Annotated in this window: 9 protein-coding genes; 2 read left to right on the top strand and 7 right to left on the bottom strand. The window is 71.5% G+C overall.

The genetic code is table 11. The features are described 5' to 3' along the window. The first annotated feature begins 171 nt into the window (after nucleotides 1–171). Both ACZ68L_RS01315 and ACZ68L_RS01310 read left to right on the top strand, forming a co-directional pair. A complete protein-coding gene (locus ACZ68L_RS01315; RefSeq protein WP_469573191.1) occupies nucleotides 172–2061 on the top strand; it encodes a sensor histidine kinase in 1890 nt (629 codons plus the stop codon). Then, a complete protein-coding gene (locus ACZ68L_RS01310) occupies nucleotides 2013–2675 on the top strand; it encodes a response regulator transcription factor (RefSeq protein WP_469573188.1) in 663 nt (220 codons plus the stop codon). The genes ACZ68L_RS01315 and ACZ68L_RS01310 overlap by 49 nt, the downstream gene beginning before the upstream one ends. 51 nt (nucleotides 2676–2726) lie before the next feature. On the opposite strand, the gene ACZ68L_RS01305 is transcribed toward ACZ68L_RS01310, so the two are convergent. From ACZ68L_RS01305 to ACZ68L_RS01275, 7 genes are all read right to left on the bottom strand, one after another. Then, a complete protein-coding gene (locus tag ACZ68L_RS01305; protein WP_469573187.1) occupies nucleotides 2727–5474 on the bottom strand; it encodes a helix-turn-helix transcriptional regulator in 2748 nt (915 codons plus the stop codon). Between the two features lie 527 nt (nucleotides 5475–6001). Continuing rightward, entirely contained in the window at nucleotides 6002–6973 is a 972-nt protein-coding gene (locus tag ACZ68L_RS01300; protein WP_469573185.1) for a 3-deoxy-7-phosphoheptulonate synthase, read from the bottom strand. 53 nt (nucleotides 6974–7026) lie between these two features. After that, entirely contained in the window at nucleotides 7027–8616 is a 1590-nt protein-coding gene (locus ACZ68L_RS01295; RefSeq protein ID WP_469573184.1) for an acyl-CoA carboxylase subunit beta, read from the bottom strand. Between the two features lie 57 nt (nucleotides 8617–8673). Further along, nucleotides 8674–9525 (bottom strand): metallophosphoesterase family protein, encoded by an 852-nt coding sequence (locus ACZ68L_RS01290; protein ID WP_469573182.1) that lies wholly within the window; start codon nucleotides 9523–9525, stop codon nucleotides 8674–8676. After that, complete coding sequence (locus tag ACZ68L_RS01285; RefSeq protein WP_469573181.1) at nucleotides 9518–12544, bottom strand: amino acid adenylation domain-containing protein; 3027 nt, start codon at nucleotides 12542–12544, stop codon at nucleotides 9518–9520. Before ACZ68L_RS01285 ends, ACZ68L_RS01290 begins: the two co-directional genes overlap by 8 nt. 60 nt (nucleotides 12545–12604) lie before the next feature. Beyond that, nucleotides 12605–13597 (bottom strand): TauD/TfdA family dioxygenase, encoded by a 993-nt coding sequence (locus ACZ68L_RS01280; protein WP_469573179.1) that lies wholly within the window; start codon nucleotides 13595–13597, stop codon nucleotides 12605–12607. 143 nt (nucleotides 13598–13740) lie between these two features. Beyond that, the gene (locus tag ACZ68L_RS01275; protein WP_469573320.1) at nucleotides 13741–19371 is read right to left on the bottom strand and encodes a type I polyketide synthase; all 5631 of its coding nucleotides are present in this window, start codon (nucleotides 19369–19371) and stop codon (nucleotides 13741–13743) included. Between the last annotated feature and the right edge of the window lie 21 nt (nucleotides 19372–19392).

Genomic DNA, 19392 nt, shown 5'->3' with positions numbered 1-19392 from the left:
CTCCTTCCTGTCGTGCCGCCGTTCCGTGCTTGCTTCGTTCCTCAGGCTATGTTCCGGGCGTGGCCGTCCGGAATGCAGTCACGAGCACGGTGGGGGTGCAGAAAACTGCACCCCCACCGGCGCTTCCCCGGCCGTGCCGGACTGGAGATCCATTCGGACTGCGGAGGTGCGGTGACCGGCGACGTCAGGCCTGCCGTCGGCTCCTGGCCCCACCGGCACGGGCCCGCGCCGGCCCGCGGGGCGGCCCTGGCCGCCCTCTCCGTCATGGGGCTGCTGTGTTTCGTGCCGATGGCCGTGGCGGCCGTGCTCGGCGCCGGCGGCACGGTGCTGCGTCTGCGCCGGCTGCCACTGCTGCGCCGCCGCCTGGCCGGCACCTGGTCCGGGGTGGACATCCCCGCGCCGTACGCACCGCCGGTATCGGCCCCGCAGCCCCGCGAGGGCGGCTGGTATCGCCAGGGCCGACGGCTGTACGCGTCTGACAAGGCCGCCCTGCGCAAGCGGCGGGCCCGGCAGGTCTCCCGGGACCGGGCGACGCTCCGGGATCTGGTGTGGCTGCTGGTCGACCCCTTGCTGTGCGCGCCCGTGGCGCTGCTGCCTGCCGCTCTGGTGGGCTGCGGGCTTGCGGGACTCACGGCCTTGCTGTGGTGGCAGGTGTCCTGGCCGGCGCTCGGGGCGGCGGTGCTCGGTGTGCCTCTGGTGCTCCTGGGCTTCACCGCGGGCCCCCGGGCGCTGCGGGCGCACGGCCGTCTGACGAAGCGCCTGCTGTCGCCCGGCGGTCTGCCGGGCGGTCGGGGGGCGGGTTGGTGGACGTGGCCGCGGCAAGCCGCTCAGGGCCTGGGCGCGGCCGTCCTGCTGTGTCTGCTCGCGCTGTGCGGATTCCTGCTGGCCCTGCTCCAGCTGGTGGCGCTGGCCCTCTCGGTGCCTCTGGGGCTGGTGCCCGTCTTCGCGTGGGCGGTCGAGCCGAGCCGGCGGCTGACCGGGCTGTGGCGGGGGCTGCTGCGCGAGTGGGCCGGGGTGGACATTCCCCCGCCGTACCGGCCGAGGCCCGAGCCGCCGGCCCAACGGGCGGACGGCCATTACGCGTACGGCACGCATCTGCACAGCAATCCGGTCCTGCCCAGGTGGCTGACCGCGCGGCGTCGGCTGCTCGGGGACCCCGCGACCTGGCGGGACCTGCTGTGGCTGCTCCTCAATCCGTTCGTCTGTGCGGTGCTGCTGCTCGGCCCGGCGGCCGTGGTCGCGCTGGTGGTGCGGTGGGGTGCCGGCGGGCCGGGCCTCGCGCTCGCCGTGCCGCCCGCGGTGCTCGCCCTGTGGGTGACGCCGTACGCCCTGCGCGGCCTGGCCGCGTGGAGTGCGCTGCTGCTCGCGCCGACCAGGAAGTCCCAGCTCGCCCTGCGCGTCGAACAGTTGACCGCGACGCGGGCGGAGGCCTCCGGCGTCCAGGCCGCCGAGCTGCGCAGGATCGAGCGGGATCTGCACGACGGGGCGCAGACGCGACTGGTCGCCATCGGCATGACGCTGCGGGCCATCGAGCGGCGCCTGGACGGGCAGTCGACCGAGCTGCTTGAGATGGTGGCCGAGGCCCGTGAGAACTCGGCCGCGGCCCTCGTCGATCTGCGCGCGCTGGTGCGCGGGGTGCATCCGCCGGTGCTGGCCGAGCGGGGGCTGGCGGACGCCGTGCGTGCGCTGGCGCTCGCCCATCCGCTGGCGGTGGACGTGAGCGTCGATCTGCCCGGCAGGCCGGCGCCGCCCGTGGCGGCGTGCGCGTACTTCTCGGTGAGCGAGGCGCTGTCGAACGCCGCCAAGCACTCGGGCGCCGAACGGGTACGCGTCGTCCTGCGCCATGCGGCGGGCGCGCTGTGGATCACCGTGACCGACGACGGCCGCGGTGGCGCGGATCCGACGCTGGGCAGTGGGCTGCGGGGGATCCAGCGGCGGCTCGCCACCTTTGACGGTCTGCTAGACGTGGCCTCCCCTCCCGGCGGCCCCACCACCTTGACCATGGAGTTGCCGTGCGTGTTGTCCTCGGCGAGGACCAGTACCTCCTCAGGAAAGGACTGACCCATCTACTGGAGGATCACGGTTTCGAGATGACCGCCGTGGTCGACAACGGCCCTGATCTGTTGACGGCGTTGCTCGAACACCGGCCCGATGTGGCGCTCGTCGATGTGCGGCTGCCGCCGACGTTCACCGACGAAGGACTGCGGGCGGCGCTCGCGGCCCGCAAGGAGCTGCCAGGACTGCCGGTCCTGGTGCTTTCGCAGTATGTGGAGCAGCTGTACGCGCGCGAGCTGCTCGCGGACGGCCGGGGCGGGATCGGCTATCTGCTCAAGGACCGTGTCTTCGACGACGACGAGTTCATCGGCTCGGTGCGCCGGGTGGCGGCCGGCGGCACGGCCATGGATCCGGAGGTGGTGGCCCAGCTGGTCCGTTCCGGCGGGCCGCGCAGTCCGCTGTCGGCGCTGACGGAGCGGGAGCGGGAAGTGCTCGCGCTCATGGCGGAGGGCCGGTCCAACGGGGCCATCTCGGAACGGCTGTTCCTCAGCGACAGCGCGGTGAGCAAGCACACGGCCAGCATCTTCGCCAAGTTGGACCTGCCGCAGTCCAACCATGACAACCGGCGAGTGCTGGCCGTGATCGCTTATCTCAAGAACGCCCACGAAATGCAGGAGTAGAGCGCGGTGACACGGACCTGAGGGCAGACGGGGCGATCTGTCCGTACACCATCAAGCCGATGATGCGGCGTGGAATTCCAGCTCGACGGGCAGGTCGGTCCTGCGCTTGACCTTCAACTTCCGGAATATCTTGGTGAGATGCTGCTCCACCGTACTGACGGTGATGTGCAGCTTTCCGGATATCTCGCGGTTGGTGTAGCCGAGCGAGGCCAGCGCGGCGACCTTGCGCTCGGAGAGCGTGAGCATGTCGGCCGCCTGCCGTGCCGTGGTGTCGGGCTGCTTCCAGGTGTCGTCCTCGTCCGGCACGAGCATCAGCGGCTGCTCGTGACTCGGGGCGATTTGCTCCTGCATCCGCTGGACCCGGCACTCCTTCGCGAGGCGCCCGGCCCTGCGCGAGATCATCCGCGCCTTGCCGAACTCGCCGAGCACCTGGTGCACCCTGCTGAGGTCGTACAGCGCCTGGGTGAGCGTCAGCCGGTCCCCGCTCGCCTGGAGGACCTCGACGGACTCCTTCAGGAGCCGCAGCCGCCCCCGGTGGCCGATGGTCGCGGCAAGCACCCGCAGTGAGGCGCCGTGGGTACGCGACTTGGGCGAGCCGGAAAGGGACATCTGTTCCTGGGCGAGCTGTTGGGCCCGCTCATGGTCGCCGAGCCTGAGGTGGACCTCCGCGGAGTCGCTGCGCCACGGGACGAGCGCGGGGGCGTCCAGGCCCCAGGCGGTCATCAGCTCTCCGCAGTAGCGGAAGTCGGCGAGCGCGGCCTGCAGCCGGTCGGTGGCCAGATAGTAGCGGCCTCTGGCCCGCTGGTAGGACAGTCCGTACCGGGTCTGGAACATGGCCGAAGGGACTGGTTCCTTCAGGTACTTGCGGGCGTTCTCGAAGTCCCCCATGGCGGTGGCCGTGTAGAGGAGGGCACCGAGCGGCACGCCGATCGCGACCCCCCAGCCGTGGGGGCCGATCAGGTCCAGGGCGCGCGCCGCGTGTCTCTCGGCGTCGACCAGCTCGCCGTTGCGGATGGCTATCTCGGCCCGGCAGCCGGAGAAGACCGCCTGCCACCAGGTGACGCCGCGGGCCTCCGCCTCGGCGAGCAGCATGTCGCACCAGCGCGCCGCCATGGGCAGCCGCTCGCCGTAGACGAGCGTCTGGATGGCCGAGGTGATGGCTTCCAGGGAGTTGTCGGTGAGGGGGGTGCCCTGCAGTATCTGCTCGGCCACGCGGGTGCACCGCCCGTCGCCGTCGCCCTGTCTGAGGACCGCGCTGAGCACGGCGGCGGCCTGGTCCTGCTGGGCCGGCGGCGCGGCGGCGCTGTCGGCCTGCGGCACGGGGGCGCCGTCGGTGTCGGCGGGCAGGAACTGCGGGTAGGCGTGGCTGAGCCAGTCCCCGGTGCTGGTCAGGAGGGAGCCGATGGGTTCGTTCAGCGTCGGGCGCAGCCGCACCAGTTGGTCCAGTGCCTCGGTGGTCTCCTCGGTCCGCCCGTGCCACATGCCGTAGCGCACGAGCATCGCCGTCTGGTCGGCGTCGAGGTGTCCGTCCCGCTGCTCCTGGAAGAGGGCCGTCAGGTGGCGGGCCGCCGCCCCGGGGTCCTTGCGCCACTCGACGCGGATCAACAGCATCCTCAGCTGGGCGCGTTGGCGTGCCTCGGTGCAGACCGAGAGCGCGAACTCGACGTACTTGATGGCGGCCGCGTCGTCGTCGACGGCCAGCGCCTCCTCGGCCGCCCGCCGCAGGTCGCCGATGGCCCAGTCGGCCCGCACGCTCTTGGCCGCCACGAGGTGCTCGGCGACCTCGATGGCGTCTCCCGCGCCCTGGCGCAGCAACTGCGCTGCTCCCGTGTGCAGTTGAACCAGCTCGGTTCCTGACAGGTCCTCGTACACGGCGGCGCGGCCGAGCGGGTGCCGGAAGCAGTCGCCGTCCAGCAGACCTAAGGCGTGCAGGGCGTGCAGCAGGCGGGTGACCACATCGGGGTCACGGCCGATCAGTTTCGCGACCCGGTCCGCCGATGCGGCGGTGTCGAGGACGGCGAGTGCCCTGGCCACGGCGAGCGCCTCCGGGCCGCTGCGCTGCAGGCAGGTGAGCACGGCCTGGCGGAAGCTTTCGCCGGCCACGCGCTCGAAGGACTCCACCGCGTCACCGTGGTCCTCGATGAGGGCGCGAACAAGCAGTTGGTTACCGCCCGTTGCCTCATGGACCTCGAAGGCGAGGCCGCACGCCGCCTCTCGTCCGAGGTGCTGCGTGAGCATTTCGGAGACCCCGGTCACGGACAGGGGGGCGAGGCGGATCCTGCGGAAGTGGGTCTGCCGGACGAGTTCGATCCGGTACGAGGGGTGCATCGACCAGTCGTACGCCGACTCCGCGAGCATGAGCATGGTGCGGGTCGAGCGACTGCGGTTGGTCATGCGCAACAGGCAGTCCATCGAGGGCTCGTCGGTGTGGTGCACGTCGTCGACCATGACGACCAGCGGTGCCGTCTTGGACACTTCGAGCAGTGCGGCGGTGGCTCGGCGGACCGTTTCCAGTTCACGCTCGGGGCTGATCAGCTCCTCGATGCGATCGGCGGAGAGGGGCATGCAGTCGAGCAGTTGACGCAGAACACCGAAGGGAATTTCACGGTCGGCGGCCGTCGCGGTGGCCGACAGGAAAAGGGCTTCGCCGGCGATGTTCCGGTCGGCAAAGGTTCGGAGGAGTTCTGTTTTTCCGTTCGCGACGGCTCCGCTGACCAGCACGATCCTGCCCCGCCCGGTGGCGGTTTCCGTAAAGAGTCCATCCAATATTTCGAGCTCACGCTCGCGTTCGACCAGCACTATCTATACGCCTTTCCCCCGCGTACCATTCCATGACATCAGGAACGAAAGTGGATTACCGTCATCGAAGGCGTGAAAATGATGACTTAATCCCGGAATTGCATGACTCTCATCTGATGTCACATCAATTACCGCCGGGCCCGCCCCATATCGGTAGACCCGTTCTCACTTCACACACTAACCCCCTCCGCACCCCCCTGTAAACCCTTACTGGAAGCTACCGACCAGTCGAACAGCCAGCTCTCCAGGCATTCGCCTTGCGTACATCTTCGGCCTCTCGACCTCAACTCACCGTCACCTCGAAGGCCTGAACCTCAATTCAAGCTCAAATCCAAAGCGGCCCCTCACGACGGGGCAACCCCGGACTCTCTGGTGCAACCTTAGGGGACAGGTCGACACATCTAGGGGGTTGACAGGAGGCGCAGCAGGTCACAAGGGTTGCGGGCGACAAGGTGCTGGGCACACTCAAGCAGCCTTGACATGGGGCGATCGAGGATCAAGTTCTCGGAACGAGAGAAACCTACAAATCAGCCGCGAAGCGACTCGGCGATAAGAAATGCCAGTTCCACGGCTACATTTCCATCAGCGAGGTCGAGCCGTATCCCGCCCGGGTCCGTGCCAAGGCTTCTGTGGACTTCGAAGAAGCCGCGCACCTCGTCGGAAAATTGAAAAAGGGACGACGCCCTGCGACCGTCCGACGACTCAAGGGAATTCTCCCGCACCGGATCGCACTGCCACACAACCTGATGCCCTGACGCGGTCACCTTCTCGACGATGGGCGGCAGTATGTCCCGCACCCTGTCGCTGCCCATTGCACTCATCAAGGTGACCCGGCCAGGCACGAAATGCGGATCCAGTCGCCGAACGCATTCGACGGCTTCTTCGGGAAGAGTCCCGGGGCCGATCTCAAGGCCGACCGGGTGGGCGAGGGACTCCACGAACGCGATGTGCGGTCCTTCCTTTTCCCGGCTTCGCTCCCCCAGCCAGACAAAATGGGCCGGCAAATCCCACGGGACAGGGCCTGCGGCCTTCTCGGGGCACGGCGGCGGCCGCTCGTGGTCGCGGGGCAGCACCTCATGGCCCGCGAAGATCCGTGTGGTCCGCAGCGGGGTGTCGTCGACGGGCCAGGCGGCCATGAAGCGCATCACGCGGTCGATCCGCCGGGCGAGCGCCGCGTACCGAGCGCCGACCTCCGTGGTCCGAACGAACTCCTGGTTCCACCGATGCACTTGGCGCATATCGGCGACGCCGGCCGCGCGGGTCATCGCCCGCACCATGTTCAGCGCCGTCACCGAGTACGCGTCGAGGGCTTCGTCGTGGCGGGCGGGCAGCCGGCAGATCTTGATCACCGGTACCTGAATGCCGTACGTCAGCACGAGCGCCGCCTGCAGGAGCGTGCGGACACCGGCCACGACGTTCGCCTCGACGTCCCCCGCGGACTGTGCCACGCAGTCGCCCATCTGCAGCACGAATGCCTCGCCGCGCGCGGCGGCCGCCATCTGCTCGGAGAGCCGATGGACCTCGGCCGGCAGGACGAGGGGCGGTCTGCCCGTCACTGCGGGGGGTTGCCGTGCTTGCGCGAGGGCAGGTCGGCGTGCTTGTTGCGGAGCATCGCGAGGGAGCTGATGAGGACCTCGCGGGTCTCGGCCGGGTCGATGACGTCGTCGACCAGCCCGCGCTCTGCGGCGTAGTAGGGGTGCATCAGCTCGGCCTTGTACTCCTTGACCATGCGCGCGCGCATCGCCTCGGGGTCCTCGGCGCCCGCGATCTGCCGGCGGAAGATCACGTTGGCGGCGCCCTCCGCGCCCATGACCGCGATCTCGTTCGTCGGCCAGGCGTAGGTCAGGTCCGCACCGATGGACTGGCTGTCCATCACTATGTACGCGCCTCCGTAGGCCTTGCGCAGGATCACCGAGATCCGCGGCACGGTGGCGTTGCAGTACGCGTACAGCAGCTTGGCGCCGTGCCGGATGATCCCACCGTGCTCCTGGTCGACGCCGGGCAGGAAGCCAGGGACGTCCAGCAGGGTGACGATCGGGATGCTGAACGCGTCGCAGAACTGCACGAAGCGCGCGGCCTTCTCGGAGGCCTCGATGTCCAGCACACCCGCCAGCGACTGCGGCTGGTTGGCGACGATGCCGACCGTGTGTCCGTCGAGCCGGGCCAGTGCGCAGACGATGTTCCGCGCCCAGCGCTCGTGGACCTCCAGGTAGTCGCCGTCGTCGACGATCTCCTCGATGACCTTCGTCATGTCGTAGGGGCGGTTGCCGTCGACGGGCACGAGGTCGAGCAGTGCGTCGCCGCTCCCGCCGACGGCGTCCGGGCCCGTGGCGGCCGGGGGCATCTCGCGGTTGTTGGACGGCAGCAGGGACAGCAGGTAGCGGACCTCGGACAGGCAGGTCTCTTCGTCGTCGTACGCGAAGTGGCACACGCCCGACGTCTCGGCGTGCACATCCGCGCCGCCCAGGCCGTTCTGCGTGATCTCCTCGCCCGTCACCGCGCGGACCACGTCCGGCCCCGTGATGAACATCTGCGAGGTGTCACGCACCATGAACACGAAGTCCGTCAGGGCCGGCGAGTAGGCTGCACCACCCGCACACGGGCCCAGCATCACGCTGACCTGCGGGATGACACCCGAGGCCTTGGTGTTGCGCTGGAAGATGCCGCCGTAGCCGGCCAGCGCCGAGACGCCCTCCTGGATACGGGCACCCGCACCGTCGTTCAGCGACACCAGCGGCGCACCGGCCGCGATGGCCATGTCCATGATCTTGTGAATCTTCGTGGCATGCGCCTCACCCAGCGCACCGCCGAAGATCCGGAAGTCGTGCGCGTACACGAAGACCGTCCGGCCCTCCACCGTGCCCCAACCGGTGATCACACCGTCCGTGTACGGCTTCTTCGTCTCCAGACCGAAACCCGTGGCCCGGTGCCGACGCAACTGCTCGACCTCGTTGAACGACCCCGGGTCGAGCAGCAACTCGATCCGCTCACGCGCCGTCAGCTTCCCCTTGGCATGCTGCGCCTCGGTCGCCTTCGCACCGGGGCCGGCGATGGCCTGCTCCCGCATCCCCATCAGTTCGGCGACACGGCCGCGGGCGTCGGACGCCGGCAGCCCGGCCGGGCGCTCGTGCAGGACAGTCATCTCACACCACTCCAACTTTGCGGGAATTCGCTGAGCAGCCTCAAGTCATGCGGGGTGTCACACGGGAACGGCCGCCGGCAGGACCGGCACCGGACGGCCGGGCTTGCCCGGACGGCGACGCCACTCCCGGGGATAGCCGAGGGAGACCTCCTGGTGCGGTACGCCGTCGCACGTGATCACCCGCGGGATGTGCAGATGTCCGTAGACCACGGCCCTGGCACGGAAGCGCCGGTGCCAGTCGTGCGTGGCCGTCGTCCCGCACCACAACGCGAACTCCTGGCGCCACAGCACCCGGGTGGGCTCACGCACCAGCGGGAAGTGGTTGACGAGGACCGTGGGCAGTTCCGCGGGCAGCTCCGTAAGCCGGGCCTCGGTCGCCCGTACCCGGGCGCGGCACCACGCCTCCCTGCTGGGGTAGGGGTCGGGGTGCAGCAGGAACTCGTCGCTGCAGACCACCCCGGCCCGCTCTGCCAGTTCCAGCGCCGCCGTCTTGGAGTACGTCCCCGCGGGCCGGAAGGTGTAGTCGTACAGCAGGAACAGCGGGGCGACCGCCACCGGGCCGCCCTCTCCCTCCCAGATCGGATAGGGGTCCTCGGGGGTGGCCACACCGAGGCCGCGGCAGAGGTCGACCAGGTTCAGATAGCGCTGCTCCCCGCGGAGTTGGACGGGGTCGTCGGGGGCCGTCCACAGTTCGTGGTTGCCCGGGGCCCACACCACCTTGGCGAACCGGTCGCGCAGGGTCCGCAGCGCCCACTCGACGTCCGACACGCGCTCCCCGATGTCGCCCGCGACGATCAGCCAGTCCTGGTCGGAGCCGGGCCGCAGGGCGTCGACGATCGCTCTGTTCTCGTCGTACCGGATGTGGAGGTCGCTGATCGCGACCAGTCTGCCCGGTCGTGGGTCAGGCACCGCCCACCCCGCTGCCCACGCGCGCGTGTTCGGCCAGTTCCGCCACCCTGGCCAGGGTGGGGCCTGCGATGATCTCCGGCAGCCTGGCCATGAAGTCCTTCTCCCGCTCGATGCCCACGACGTCCGCACTGACCGCGGCCAGCATCGCGAGGAGCGTGGCGGAGTCGCCGCCGAGCCGGTGGAAGTCCGCGTCCGCGCCGAGCCGGTCGACGTCCACCGCGAGGACCCGGGCCCAGATCTTGGCCACCGCGTCCTCGGCCTCGCTGCGCGTCGCGGCACCCGCCGTCGCGGAGTCGGCCGCCGGTCCCTCGAAGGGCACGGGCAGCGCCGAGACGTCGACCTTCTCGTTGACGGTGCGGGGCAGGTCGGGGACGACGAAGGTCGCGGTCGGCACCATGTAGCGCGGCAGTCGTTCCTTGACGTGTGCGGTGAGCTCCTCGACGGTCGCATCGCCGCCCAGCACGACGTAGGCGCACAGGACCTTGTCCCGCGTGCCCGGCTTGACCAGGCCGGTGGCGAATGCCGTGGCCACGGCAGGGTGTTCCTCCAGGGTCCGGGCGATCTCGGCGGGTTCGATGCGGTAGCCGAGCACCTTCACCTGCTCGTCGTTGCGACCGACGGACTCCAGTTCGCCCGAGGGGAGCATGCGGGCCAGGTCGCCGCTGCGGTAGACGCGGGTCCCGTCGGCCAGGGCGGTAAAACGCTCGCGATCGAGGTCGGGGCGGCTGCGGTAGCCGCGCGCCAGCTGGTCGCCCGCCAGGTGCATCTCCCCCACCTCGCCCGGGGCAACGAAGCGGCCGTTGCCGTCGAGCAGGTGGATCCGGGTGTTGTCGGTGGGCACGCCGATGGGCACGGAGGGCCGTCCGGCGTCGCGCTCCGCGTCGTAGCGCCGCGTCATGCAGCCGATGGTCGTCTCGGTGGGCCCGTACTCGTTGAAGATCCCGCAGTCCGGGCCGAAGAGCCGCTGGGCGCGGTCCGCGACCGAGGTCCGCAGCAGCTCGCCGCCCGCGATGACGGAGCGGAATCCGCTCGGTGCGAGATCGAAGCGGCTGATGAGGTCGAGGTGAGTGGGCGTGAGCTTGAGCGCGTTGGCACCCGAGTTCTCCAGCATGTCCCGCAGGACCACGTGGTTGGGCTCGTCCGGCACCAGCGCGATCGAACCGCCCGCGAGGAGCGGCACGAAGAGCGCCGTGTTGGACAGGTCGAAGGCGAGCGAGGTGAACAGCGGGAAGCGGGAGGTGGCGTCCACGCCGTAGACCCGCGTCGCCCAGCTGACGAAGGTGGTCAGCTGGCGGTGCTCGATCTCGACGCCCTTGGGGCGGCCCGTCGACCCCGATGTGTAGATCACGTACGCGAGGTCCCCGGGCCGCACATCGACGCCGGCCGGCCTGCGCGTGGACTCCGCGAGGTCCTCCAGGAGCACCGTCTGCGCCCCGGCCCGGGCGGCGAACTTTCGGTCCGCGTAGGCGCGTTCGGTCAGGCAGATGGTCACCCCGGCGTCCGCCACCAGGTCGGCGAGCCGGTGGTCGGGCTGCTGCGGGTCGAGCGGCAGATACGCGGCGCCTGCCTTGAGCACGCCCCAGATGGCGGCCATGCCCGCGACCGTGCGGCCCGCGAGGAGCCCCACGAGGGTGTCGCGGCCGGCGCCACGATGGAGCAGCTCGGCCGCGACAGCGTCCGCCCGACCGCTTAGTTGACGGAACGTCACATCCCCTTCGGAGCCGGTCAGCGCGATGGCTTCGGGGTTCCTGTCGGCCTGCTCCTGGAACTGCTGGACCACCGTGCCGGGGTGGGCGAGGGGACGCGCGGTGTCGTTGGCCTCCCACTCGCGGTGGGCGTGCGGGGAGAGCGCTTCCTCGATCCGGTCGAGCAGCGCCTCGGCCCGCTCGGGGGTCTGCGGGCCGTCGTACCAGCCGATGGTGATCTCCGTGCGTCCGCCGCACTCCACCGCGTTGATCTCGGGCGGGCCGAGCGGACCCGCGTTGGGCAGCGAGTACACCGTCGTGGCGTGGAAGGTGTCCGTGCTGAAGTCGGCCAGGTCCACCTTGCCGACGTGCGACAGCGTCGCCAGGCTGCTGTAGCGGTCGTGCTGTGCGGAGAACGCGTCGAGCCCCATGATCTGCCGGCTCAGCACGGTCAGGTCCTGGGTGGGCAGCGTGGGGTCGACGCGGGCCGCGAGGTCCTGCCGGCCGGTGAGGATCGACAGGAGCTGCTCGTGCGCCTGCTCCCAACGGGAGCCCGCGCGCACCTCGTACAGCGGGTTGTTGGTGAGGTTGCCGGTCGAGCGGACACCGGGCAGATACCTGCGCAGGTCGACCGGGACGAGGAAGCGTCCGGTGCTCAGCCCGCAGGCGTGGGTGACCGCCAGCGCGACCTTCGCCACGAGCGCCGGGTGCGTGCCGTCGACGGTGCGCCGCCGCCAGAAGAACGCGTGCTGACCCTGCGGGCGGGAGCCGAGCGACGAGGGCCAGTCGAGATCGGGCTCGATGTCGCGGCTCTCGGGGGCGCCCGCCTGCTCGATCAGCTCGCACTCCGTGATGCGCGAGGGCGCGCCGAGCGGCTCCTCGCCGCGCAGCACGCGGAAGATGTCGTTAGCCCAGGCGCGCACGCCCTGGCCGTCCATGACCGCGTGGAAGGCCCTCAGGATCAGCGTGTCCGACGCTTCGCCGGGCTGCAGCAGGATCTCGCAGGTGGGGCCGCCGTCGCGGCCCATGAGGGGGCTGTGCAGCCGCTCGGTACCCGCGAAGGTGCGCGGGTCGAAGGAGTCGGCGGGCAGCACCCGCACGGCCGGGGCCGTGCCACTGTCCACCCAGGTCATGCCCTGCCGGGTCAACCGCGCCCCGGGACAGGCCCGGGAAGCGGTCTCCACCGCGCGGGTCAGCTCGTCGGGGTCGATGTGCCCCGCACCCTCGACCACGATCTGGATGACGCCGGGAACCGAGTCGGGGTAGACCAGGAACCATGTCTCCGTGGGTGAGACAGGTCGGCTGTAGGTGCTGTCGTCCTCACCCGCGGACATGGGGGTACCTCAATTCGGTTCGATCGGTGTCGGTGCGTTCGCGCGCGGCCGGCGCGGCGGTCAGACGGCTCCGAGGACCTGGCCGTCCCGTCCCCGCATGGCGCGGGACCTGCGGAAGTCCAGGTGTACGAAGACGCGTTGCAGCCAGCGGTCCCGGCCGTCGTACCGCGGCTGGAAGGCGTTGCGTCCGTGCAGGGCGAGTCGGTTGTCGACGAACGCCAGGTCACCGGGGCGCAGGATCAGCGTGTGGGCGATCTGCTCGATGACCGACTCGAGCTGCGCCATCGCTTCGCCGGCCTCGTCGTCGACCGGGAGCGTGCTGCTGAAGTCGACCTTCAGGTCGGGGTCGTCGACGCTCCCGCTGAGGATGCCGTGCGGCTCCTGCATGCCGTCCTCCAGTTCGAAGGAGGCCGGCGCGACCGTGACGAAGCGGGGCTGGTGGAGGATCTCCCTGGTGCGGTCGGACAGCAGCGGGAGGGCGTTGCGTACGGAGGCCACCCGCAGTCCCGCGATGTCCTCGTGGTCGTTGCGCAGGCACATCAGGCCGACCAGATCGGGCTTGTGCTCGTGAAACGCGTTCTCCGTATGCATGTTGAGCTTGATGGAGCCCGCGTTTCCCTGGAACTCCTCCATGCCGGGCACCGGCACCACGTCCTGTACGAGCGCGCCCGACTTCTCCTTGTCGAAGGCGATCACCTCGCCCATCGCCATGGCGATGAGGACCAGCGAGGCCGCCGACGTGCTGCTCTCGCGCTGCACCGAGCCGCGGACCGCCGGGGTGTCGGGCACCGTCTCTGGATCCACCGGCAGATTGCGGACCAGCAGCATGGCCTCGCGGCCGGAGTTCCAGGTGAACTGGCGCAGCACCTGGCGCAGGCGCGGTGGCAGCAGGCAGGAGAGTTCCCTGGCCTGGGCTATCCAGCGTGGGTCGTCGACCAGTTGGGGTGCGGCGTCTTTCAACTGGCCTGCCAGTGACGCCAGTTCGGCCCTTTCCCGACCGTCGAGGGAGATCTGGGCATCATCGCCGATTTTCGGCCTTGCTTCGACAGGCATAACCAACCATTCGTTTGCAGAGTTGATGCGAACTACGGGTCCGCCAAGTCGACTCCAGTCCGGAGACTATGAATCGAGCCAAACTCGCGGCAACCCCTAACCGCCGCCGCCGACCCCTGTACGGGGTGCGGCGGCGGGCCCTCTCAGCAGCCCTCGCTCCTGAGCCATTCCTGCATCTGACGGGCGACGTCCGCCGCGTGGCCGCCGATCAGGGTGAAGTGGTCACCCGGTGCGTCGACGGCCGTGTGTGGCAGGGGCCAGGACGCGCGCCAGTCGCCCTCCCCCGTCCACTCGCTCAGGGGGTTACTCGCCCGCATCAGGAGCGTGGGCACATCGACCGGCTGCGGCGTCACGCCGTGCAGGAGCGGCAGATACGCGGCCCACGCGGTGGTGCGGAAGTCGTCCATCGGCGTGTAGGCGCTGTCCCGCTCCAGCATCCCGTCCAGGAGCTCGGGGACCCACTGCGCCATCACGTCGCTGTCCATGGGGTAGCTGTCCAGGAGCACGACGGCGGCGGGCGGGCGGCCCTGCCCGGCCAGCTCGTGCGCGAGGGAGTTGGCCAGCTGCGCGCCGCCGGAGTGGCCGGTCAGCACGAACGGCCCGTCCCCCGCGGTGCGCAGGACCGAGTCCGCGTGCGTACGCATCAGGACGTCGTAGGAAGCCGGCAGCGCCTCGTCGTCGGCGAAGCCCGGGTGCGGCAGCGCGTACACACTGCGCGACCCGCGGAACCCGGCCGCGAGCCTCGCGTACTCGTGCGCTCCGGAGAGCATCGACATCGTGCAGCAGCAGAAGACCGGGGGCAGCTCCCCGCCGGACCCGGCCCGCCGGCCGCCGGCCGTGTCCTGTCCCCTGCTCGACGCGAGACGCACGACGGTGGCGGGACGCGGCAGGTCGGCCGGGTCCGTGTAGACCGGGCGGAACTCGGCGAGCCGCAGCAGGACCTTCGCGTACTCGGTGGACTCCCCCTGGGCACGCGTGTGCCGGAACAGCTGGCCGAGGATGCCGCCGTTGCCCGCGGCGGGACCCCTGTTGGCCGCGGGCGCGGTGGCCGCGCCCGCGGCGGCGCCCTCGCCCTCCTCCACGCCGGTGTTGCCGTCGGCGAGCACGGCCGACAGGTGCCGGGCCAGCTCGGACGGCGTGGGGTGGTCGAACAGGAGCGTGACGGAGAGGCCGTCGAGGCCGGTCGCCGCCTGCAGGGCGTCGCGCAGCTCCAGCGCCGTCAGGGAGTCGAAGCCCTGCTCCAGGAAGTCCCGGTCGACATCTACGTGGCCGGCCGACGCATGGCCGAGCACCGCCGCCGCACGGCTGCGGACCAGTTCGAGCAGCAGCTGATAGCGGTCGAGCGGCGAGCAGCTCTCCAGCTGGGCGGCGAGCACCGCCGGGGACTCGTCCGGCTGCGCCTCCGTCACCGGTGCGGCGAGCACCGCCCGCGCCTCGGGGATCCCGGTGAGCAGCGCACTGGGCCGGGCGACGGTGAACGCGGGCGTGAACCGCGCCCAGTCGATGTCGGCGATGGCCACGCAGGTGTCGTCGTGGTCCAGCGCCTGCTGGAGCGCGATCACGGCCGGGCCGGGGCGCAGCGGCCGCACCCCGCGCCTGCGCAGCTGCTCGTCGCCGGCCCCGGGGGACGAGCCGGCCCACGGCACCCAGGCGATGGAGGTGCCGGGCAGGCCGCGCTCCCTGCGCGCCTCCACGAGGGCGTCCATGGCGGCGCCGACCGCCGCGCGGACGGCGAAGCCACCGCTGCCCCAGGTGGCCGCGGTGGAGGAGAACACCACGAACGCCTCAAGTTCGGGAGCGGTGAGCGCCCCGTCGAGAAGCCGGGCGAGTCCGGTCTCCACGCGCACGGCCCGCGCCAGCTCGGCGGGCTCGGTCTCGGCCAGCGGGACGCCCACGGCGGTCGGCAGCGCGATGTGCACGACGGCGGTGACACGACTCAGGCGTGCGAGCTGCCTGATCCGGGCGCCCAGGTCGGGGCAGTCCTCCACATGGTCGGGCAGCACGGTCACCTTCGCGCCCGCGGCGGTCACCCGCTCCTCCACGACCGCGGCCTGCTCGGCGCCGGAACCGGCAAGGACCACGTGGTCGGCGCCCTGTTCGGCCAGCCAGCCGGCCACATGAGCGGCGCGCTCGCCCGCCGCGCCGGTCAGCAGAACGGTGCCGTGCGGGGTCCAGCGGCGCACCGGCTCCCGGTCCTTGGTGCGGGCGCGCACCAGTCGGCGCCCCAGTACTCCCGAGGCGCGCACGGCAAGCTGGTCCTCGCGGTCCGCGGCGCCGAGCACCCCCACGAGGCGGTCGAGCGCGGCCTCGTCCAGGGCGGCGGGCAGGTCGACGACGCCACCCCACCGCTCGGGGTGCTCCAGCGCCACGACCCTGGCCAGGCCCCAGAGTTGAGCGGCGACCGGATCCGGGGCGGGGTCGGTGTCGGCGGCGCGCACGGCGCCCGAGGACAGACACCACAGGGGCGCGGAGACGCCGTTGTCGCCCAGCGCCTGCAGCAGGGCGACCGTCGCCGCGAGCGCACCGTCGGGGCAGCTCCCGTCCGCGGGTTCGGCCAGCGCCTCCAGTGACAGCACGCCCGCCATCGGGGGCAGCGCGGGGTCGGGCCACAGCCGGTTCACGGCGTCGGCGAGGGTGTCCCGGTCGGCACCCGCGAGGGGGACGCGGAGCACCTCGGCCCCGTGGGCGCGCAGTGCCCGCGTCACGTCCGCCGCGGGGGCCGTGTCCGGGCCGACGACCAGCCAACTGCCGGACAGCGAAGAGGATTCGGGGACCGTGACCGGCTCCCAGGCCGTCCGGTAGCGCCGTTCGCTGGTCAGCGTGGAGCGCGTGTAGCGCGTGCGGTACGCGGCCAGGGTCGGAAGGACCGTGCTCAGCGCGGCCTCGTCCTCCTCGGGCGCGTCCAGGAGCCGCGCCACCGCGGCGGGCCCGCCGTGTTCCACCGCGCTCCAGAAGCCGCCGTCCTCGGCCACGGGTTCCGGCGCGTCGGCGCGGGCCTCGGGGGGCGCGGGCCAGTACCGCTGCCGCTGGAAGGCGTACGTCGGCAGGTCGACGCGGCGTGTGCCGCGGCCCGCGAACACCGCGTCCCAGTCGACGGTCCTGCCCTGCACATGGAGTTCGGCGAGCATGTTGAAGAGCGCGTGTGCCGCAGGTCTGTCGCGTCGCTGCGCGGCGGCGAGCAGCGGCTGCCGGGCATCGGTACGTTCGGCCAGGCAGCCCCGGGCGAGCGCGGTCAGTACCCCTTCGGGCCCCAGCTCCACGAACGTGGTGACGCTGTCGTCGCTCAGCCGCCGCACGGCATCGGCGAAGCGGACGGTCTCCCTGACCTGCCGGGTCCAGTAGTCGGCGGAGACCGCCTGGTCCGCGGTGAGCCGTTCGCCGGTCAGCGCGCTGACGACGTCGATCTCCGGCCGACGGAACGTCAGGCCCTCGGCGACGGACCTGAACTCGGCCAGCATCGCGTCCATGTGGGCCGAGTGGAAGGCGTGGCTGGTTCGCAGCTCCTTGTGCCTGCGGCCGCGCGCCGCCCACAGCGCCACGACCTCGTCGACCGACGCGCGGTCGCCGGAGACGACCACGGCCGCGGGGCCGTTGACGGCGGCGATCGACAGGGCGTCGTCGGGGCGGGCCGCGAGCGAGCCGCGCACCTGCTCCAGCGACTCCCGCACCTCCTGCTCCGACGCCTCGACGGAGACCATGGCGCCGCCCGCGGGCATCGCCTGCATCAGCCGGCCGCGCGCCGCGACCAGCGTGCAGGCGTCCTCCAGGGAGAGGACGCCCGCGACGTGCGCGGCGGCGAGCTCTCCCACCGAGTGACCGGCCACCGCGTCCGGGCGCACCCCCCACGACTCCAGGAGCCGGTGGAGGGCCACTTCGAAGGCGAACAGCGCGGGCTGGGCGTACTCGGTCCGGTCAAGCAGGTCCGCGTCCGTGCCGGACATCACCGCACGCAGCGGCGTCCGCAGGTACGGGTCGAACCGGGCGCAGGCGGCGTCCAGGGCTGCGGCGAACGCGGGGAACAGCGCGTGGAGTTCCTCCCCCATGCCGAGGCGCTGGCTGCCCTGCCCGGTGAACAGGAAGGCGGTGCCGCCCGCGACGCGCACCGCGCCGCGGACCACACCCGGGCCCGGCTCGTCCGCGGCCACCGCCGTGAGCCCCCGCAGCAGAGCGGCGTGGTCGGCCGCCAGGAGCACCGCGCGGCGGTCCAGGGCCGCGCGGGACACGGCGAGGGTCCGCCCGAGGTCCGTCAGCGGTACGTCCGGGGTCTCGCGCAGCCGGTCGATGAGCCGGGCCGCCTGTCCGCGCAGCGCCTCGTCCGTGCGCCCGGACATCAGGAACGGCATGACGGGCAGCGGGGTGCCCACGGCCCCGGCGTCCGGGGTCTTGGTGGATTCCGCATCCGGGGCCTGTTCGAGGATCAGGTGGGCGTTGGTGCCGCTCAGTCCGAAGGCGGAGACCCCGGCCCGCCGGGGCCGCCCGGTGTCCGGCCAGGCGACGGCCTCGGTCAGCAGAGACACGGCGCCGCTCGACCAGTCGACGTGCGGGGTCGGCTCGTCGATGTGCAGGGTGCGCGGCAGCACGCCGTGGCCGAGCGCGAGGACCGTCTTGATCGCGCCGATCGCCCCGGCCGCGGCCTGCGTGTGGCCGATGTTCGACTTGACCGTGCCGAGCAGCAACGGCCGCTCTGCGGGCCGCTGCCGGCCGTACGTCGCGAGCAGCGCCTGCGCCTCGATGGGGTCGCCGAGCGTCGTGCCCGTGCCGTGCGCCTCCACCGCGTCGACATCGGCGGGCGTCAGTCCGGCGTCGGCGAGGGCCTGGCCGATCACCCTGCGCTGAGCAGGGCCGCTGGGCGCGGTGAGGCCGTTGCTCGCACCGTCCTGGTTGACGGCGCTGCCCCGCACCACGGCCAGGACCTGGTGGCCGTTGCGCCGGGCGTCGGACAGCCGCTCCAGGAGCAGTACGCCCACGCCCTCGCCCCAGCCGGTGCCGTCGGCGGCGGCCGCGAACGACTTGCACCTGCCGTTGCCCGCCAGCCCTCCCTGCTTGCTGAACTCGACGAACGCGCCGGGGGACGCCATGACCGTCACACCGCCCGCGAGCGCCAGCGAGCACTCGCCGCCGCGCAGCGAACGCACGGCCATGTGGAGCGCCACCAGCGACGAGGAGCAGGCGGTGTCCACGGTCACGGCCGGCCCCTCCAGGCCGAAGGTGTAGGAGAGCCGGCCCGAGAGGACGCTGCCCGCGCTGCCGGTGAGCAGGAAGCTCTCGCTGCCCTCGGCGTCGCCGTACATGCCCGCGCTGTACCCCGATGACGAGGCGCCCACGAACACCCCTGTGTCGGTGCCCCGTACGGACGTGGGGTCGACCCCGGCCCTTTCGAGCACCTCCCAGGCGGCTTCGAGGAGGAGCCGCTGCTGCGGGTCCATCGCCAGCGCCTCGCGGGGGCTGATGCCGAAGAGCACCGGGTCGAAGGCGTCGGCGTCGTGGACGAAGCCGCCCTCCGGAGTGATGCCCGAATCCCCCAGGCCGCGCAGCCAGCCCACGTCCCAGCCGCGCCCGTCGGGGAAGCCCGACATGGCGTCCTCGCCGTCCAGGACGAGCCGCCAGAGGTCTTCCGGTGACCGGACGCCGCCCGGAAGGCGGCAGCTCATCGCCACGACGGCGATGGGCTCGGTGCGTTCGTCGACGAGGCGCTGGTGCTGTTGACGCAGCCGCTCGTTCTCCACGAGAGACGTCCTCAGTGCCTGGACGATCTCTTCGACCTGCGTCCCCATCATGTGCTCCACACTGGTCGT

The organism is Streptomyces sp. NPDC104309 (assembly GCF_055584025.1).
The sequence above is the reverse complement of the archived record's forward strand: the minus strand, read 5'-3'. Positions and strand labels throughout refer to the sequence as shown.

Excerpts from the sequence above, each read along its gene's own strand:
- ACZ68L_RS01300 (WP_469573185.1), bottom strand. The coding sequence starts at position 6,973 with ATGGCGGCCGCCGCGCGCGGCGAGGCATTCGTGCTGCAGATGGGCGAC.
- ACZ68L_RS01295 (WP_469573184.1), bottom strand. The coding sequence starts at position 8,616 with ATGACTGTCCTGCACGAGCGCCCGGCCGGGCTGCCGGCGTCCGACGCC.
- ACZ68L_RS01285 (WP_469573181.1), bottom strand. The coding sequence starts at position 12,544 with ATGTCCGCGGGTGAGGACGACAGCACCTACAGCCGACCTGTCTCACCC.
- ACZ68L_RS01280 (WP_469573179.1), bottom strand. The coding sequence starts at position 13,597 with ATGCCTGTCGAAGCAAGGCCGAAAATCGGCGATGATGCCCAGATCTCC.
- ACZ68L_RS01275 (WP_469573320.1), bottom strand. The coding sequence starts at position 19,371 with ATGGGGACGCAGGTCGAAGAGATCGTCCAGGCACTGAGGACGTCTCTC.